Below are 4,527 nucleotides of genomic sequence, written 5' to 3'. Positions count from 1 at the left end.
GCGGCCCCAGCTCGTCGCCGAACCGGCCGTGCCGTTCCTGTCCACACCGTACGAGGAGTTCGGATTCGGCCCGCTCTTCGCGGCGCTCGATCGTGTGGAGCATGACGGCCGGTCCGTCGAGGCGGTGCGCGAGGAGCTGCGAAACACCCGCGGACCGTTCCGAGGCGGGGGTGCCCCGGTCCACCCCGTACATCTCGCGTGGACCGCTCACGCCCTGGAACGGTACGTCGCAGCCCGCGCCCGGGAGCAGGCCGCCGCCGCGGATGCAGGGCTGCCGCCCACCCTGGCGGTCAAGCAGCCGTGGACGTGGCGCACCCGTCGACTGGACGCACCCGATGCGCGCGGTGCCCGGCAGTACGAGCACACCCTGTGGGGCCGCATGTACGCCTCCACCGACGGGACGGTGCGCGACCTCTGGCTGCCGTCGCTGGGTCGGGCCAAGACCGGCCGCCCCAGCGCTGAACTCGGGGCTGTGGCGCAGGTGATGGCCCATGGGGCGCCCACGCCCCGGCGCAGGGCGCGGGACGAACCCCCGGCCGGGGCGACCAGCACCGGCCGCCCGCCCGTCCTGGTGCGCGTCTTCGACGTCGGGTGCGCCGATGGTTCGGTGGAACCCCTGCTCGGCGCGGCACCGTCGTTCGGTGAGGGGCCCGTCGAGGCGAGGACGCGATTCGAGAACGACGCCGTGCCGGCGTTCCTCTCCGCCGCAACCGCGACCGGCACCAGGCCCGGCGAAAGCTGCGTCAAGTGCAAGGCCATCGCCGGCTGCACGGATCTGAGGCGCACCCCGAGCCTGTGGGGAGGGCGACCCGCGTCTGTCGCACGCAAGCGCCGTTCCGTCTCCGTCTGGGACCTGCGCCTGTACGCGGAATGCCCCGCCCAGTACCACCTGGTGCGGCGTCTGCATCTCAACGACCTGTCCGGCGAGAACGAGGGGGCACGGCGTGGCAGGTTCGTCGACTCCCGGCTGGACGCACTCCACGGTGAAAAGCCGGTGCGCGGCTGCCGGGACCGTGCGGCCCCCGATCCGGACGCGCTACGGTCCGAAACCGGTCTGGACGAGGCGTCGGCGCGTGAGACCGCCGGAATGCTGGCCGGGCACCGGTTGCTGTGCCCGCTCGACGGACTCGGCGCCGACGAGCGCGTCCTCGTGCAGCATCGGGTGACGGCCTACGTTCCCGAACTCGATGTCGTCGTCCTTGCTGTACCTGATCTGGTGTACACCCATCGTGGCCGGTGGATCTGGCGCGAGACGAAGACATCCTCCCGCCCGCTGTGGGAGCGGGATTCACTGCTGCACACGTATCCGCAACTGGCGCTAGGTGTACTGCTGTTCCACGCTGGAGCTGTGGGCGCCGATCGGCGCCGCTCCTGGGTCGAGCTGGAGCATCTACGCGAGGGGCATGGGGAGAGCAGGCTTGAGCGCATCGACCCCGGGCGCGCCGAGATCGTCGACGAGGCCCAGCACGTCATCGCCGGTCTCGCCCAGCCGCTCATCGAGGACACTACGTACGAACCGAGGACCGGGCGCCACTGCCACGGCTGCCTGGCGCGCACCTGGTGCCGTCCCGGCAGCGCCTACGCCGCTGACCATCCGCTGCCGCGCGGCCCCGGTGTGTCCTCTTCCGCCGACGGGTCCGAGCCGAGCGCCGACCTGGCGCCGCGAGGGGGTATTGCGTCCGATGACTGACCAACAGGTTGCCCAGGACTGGATGTTCAACCGGGACATCGTTCTGCTGAGGGACGTGGCCACCGCGGTCCTCCACCTGGCGGCCGTCGACGACCTCGACGCCTTCACCCTGCCCTATCCGGCCGGTGCTCAGCGGGCCCTGGATGCCCTGACCCTCCAGTGTCTGCGCAACGGGGCCATGCCCCCGGCCGGCGTGCCCGAGATGGTCCGCTGGGCTCGCGCCCGGCCGCTCAGCAGCTGGCCTCTCGATCAGCTGCCCGCCGACCTGTTCGACGCTGCGGACCGGCTGATCGACGAGGGCTCGGGAGAACCCTCCCAGCTCTGCCACGAACTCTCAGTGCGCGGACACGGTGACAGCACCGGGCGACAGTACGACCGCATGGTCATTCACGAGGCTCTGCGGGTCTGCCGCGCGATGTCGGCACCCGAGTCGTACTCGGCCTTCCGCCGCCTCCTGGTCACCCGGCCCGTGCTCACAGAGGACGACTGGGCCGAGACCAGCTGCGACCTCTTCCTCGACCCCGTCCGGTTTCTTATCGAGGAGATCTACGCCCCCGTCCCTGTCGGGTTCCGGCGCGACGGTTCGTATCTGTGCTGCAACCGCTGCCTGACCCTGCTGCACCCGGTGTCCGACACCGAGTGGTGGTGCGAGCGGGATCAGTGCCGCCACCAGGGCCCCGCGCCGCACGGCAGGGTACTCGTGGCGGCAGAGACCGGAGAGCTGCGCCAACTGCGCAAACCATTGCGGCTGTTCGTCACCGGGCCCGGACAGGCGGAGACCTCTCTGGAGAGCGAGCTTCGAGGGCTGGGGCTCACCGTCGAGATGTGGCCCAACTTCGACTCGTACGACGTGCGGGTCATCTTCCCCGACGGTCATGTGTGGGCCGTGGACGTCAAGGACTGGGCGCATCCCGCCTTCCTCGGCCGCAGCGCGACCGCGGTGCGGGCCGAACCGCCCTACGACGAGGCGTGCTGGGTCGTGCCGCAGTTCAGGGTCCGCGCACGCCGCGACTATCTCGACAGTTACGTCAGGGAGCGGGGCGCTCAGGCGGACGGGCTCAGGCTTCTGACGGATCGGCAACTCGTTCGGGCGGCCCGGTTGCGACTGGCTGGTGACCAAGGGCCGGACGCCTCCATCGGTCCGCTGCGCGCCGGAGCGAACGAGCCGCCGCGCCCCGGCCGAGGGGGCGCCGGACACCGCCCCATGGACAACACGACCCCGGCCGAGGGCGTCGGGCAGGAGGACGGAGCGGGCGATGCGTGACCGCAGCAGTTGGTACCAGCCGGTCGTGGCCGCGCTCGGCCCCTGGCCCGAGGAACACACCAGGACCCGGCCCGCCCTACTCTGCCAGGTCGAGCTCGCCCTGAGGCTGATGGAGACCGTGGCACCCGGCCACGCCGCCGACGGGGCGTGGACACTCCTGGGCGGCTACGGGCTCGCCTTCGCACGCGCCGCGAAGCTGCCCGTGGGCGCTGCGGAACAGGTCGCGCTGACCGCCGCCCGGCACCTGCTGTGGCCGATGCGCCGCGGCCGGATGTGGCGGCAGTCTCTGGACGCGTACCTGGAGCTCCCGGAACGGCTGCGGGCATACCGTGTCCCTGCGCAGGGGGAGGCGGCATACCGGGTTCCTCCCAAGGTTGCCGCCGACCGTTTCGCCTTGTACGACGAGGCACTGGCGAGCCTGCCGGCCTTCGCCGTCCAGCCGATGGATCAGGCGGAGGCGGGCGAACATCGCTTCATGGACCGCCACCACCGGCGTACCTCCGTCACCATCCCGGCCGACCTCGTACGAGACCCCCTCCCGAGCCACCCCCTCACCGCCGGACGCCCGGGCACCGCGGGACCTCTGGAGGTACCGCTCGACGGACTCGCCGACGTGGCACGGTGGATGGACGAGGAGGAACGGCGACGCGGCCGCAAGGCAGGAAACTGGGCCCAGCGCCTCGACGACCTTGATCTCGATACCCGTACCCCCGACGGAACCGCCTTCGTGTCGGCCTCCGCGCTACCGCTGGACCGGCTCACCCACCTCGTCGGTATGGTCGGCGCGGGCAAGTCAACCCTGATGACCCTGCTCGCCGTCTGGGCACACCACAACGGCCTGCGCACCACACTCGTCGTCGGCGACGTGGCCGAACAACTCACCCTGACCGAACTCTTCCGCGGACTCGGCCTGAGCGCCGCCCTGATCCAGGGCGGCACCACGCGACCCCAGCACACCCAGCGGCTGCACCGCAGGCTCGCCGCGCGCGGAGCGCACTCACTGCTCGCCCACACCGACGCGACCTTCAGACACCTCAGCACCGCCTGCCCACTGGACGCGCTGCGCGCACTCGACACATCAGAGCCGCTGCGCTACAACGACGCACCGTGCGGCGGCCTGCACCCCGTGCGCGGGAACGGGGCCGGCGAAGGCGGTGAAGATGTGACGGCCGAGAACGCCCTGCGCGAACTCGAACGCGCTCGCGGTGTTGCCGGCAGGCAGACCCCCGAGGACGGCGCCGGAGAAGAGGAGGAATGGGGGGCCCCGCGCACCTGCCCTCTCTGGAGCGTCTGCCCCCGGCATTCCGCCGCGCGCGACCTCGTCGACGCGCTGATCTGGGTGGCGAACCCTGCCAGCCTCGTCCAGACGGCGGTTCCACGTCAGCTCAACGCCGAACGCCTGCGCTACCTGGAACTGGCCTGCCTGCGCAGCGACATCGTGATCGTCGACGAGGCCGACCGCGTACAGATGCAGCTAGACCAGATGTTCGCGCCGTCTGCCACCCTCGTCACCACCGGCGTCTCCGAATCCTGGCTCGACCAGTTGCAGACCCATGAGATCGCCGAACTCGCC

3 protein-coding genes are annotated in these 4,527 nt (G+C 71.2%); all 3 read left to right on the top strand.

What is annotated here, in order from left to right:
* The coding region (locus AAHZ94_RS29020) for a PD-(D/E)XK nuclease family protein (RefSeq protein WP_349996604.1) at nt 1–1,690 on the top strand (1,690 nt) is incomplete at its 5' end.
* Entirely contained in the window at nt 1,683–2,954 is a 1,272-nt protein-coding gene (locus AAHZ94_RS29015) for a pPIWI_RE_Y domain-containing protein (RefSeq protein ID WP_349996603.1), read from the top strand. The genes AAHZ94_RS29020 and AAHZ94_RS29015, both read left to right, overlap by 8 nt.
* Nucleotides 2,947–4,527 (top strand): pPIWI_RE_Z domain-containing protein (locus tag AAHZ94_RS29010; protein WP_502964814.1); only part of this gene is annotated, 1,581 nt, incomplete at its 3' end. The genes AAHZ94_RS29015 and AAHZ94_RS29010, both read left to right, overlap by 8 nt.

Origin of the sequence: Streptomyces sp. HSW2009 (genome assembly GCF_040240285.1) — a bacterium.
Taxonomy (GTDB): domain Bacteria; phylum Actinomycetota; class Actinomycetes; order Streptomycetales; family Streptomycetaceae; genus Streptomyces.
This window is presented reverse-complemented; position numbering and strand designations above follow the sequence as displayed.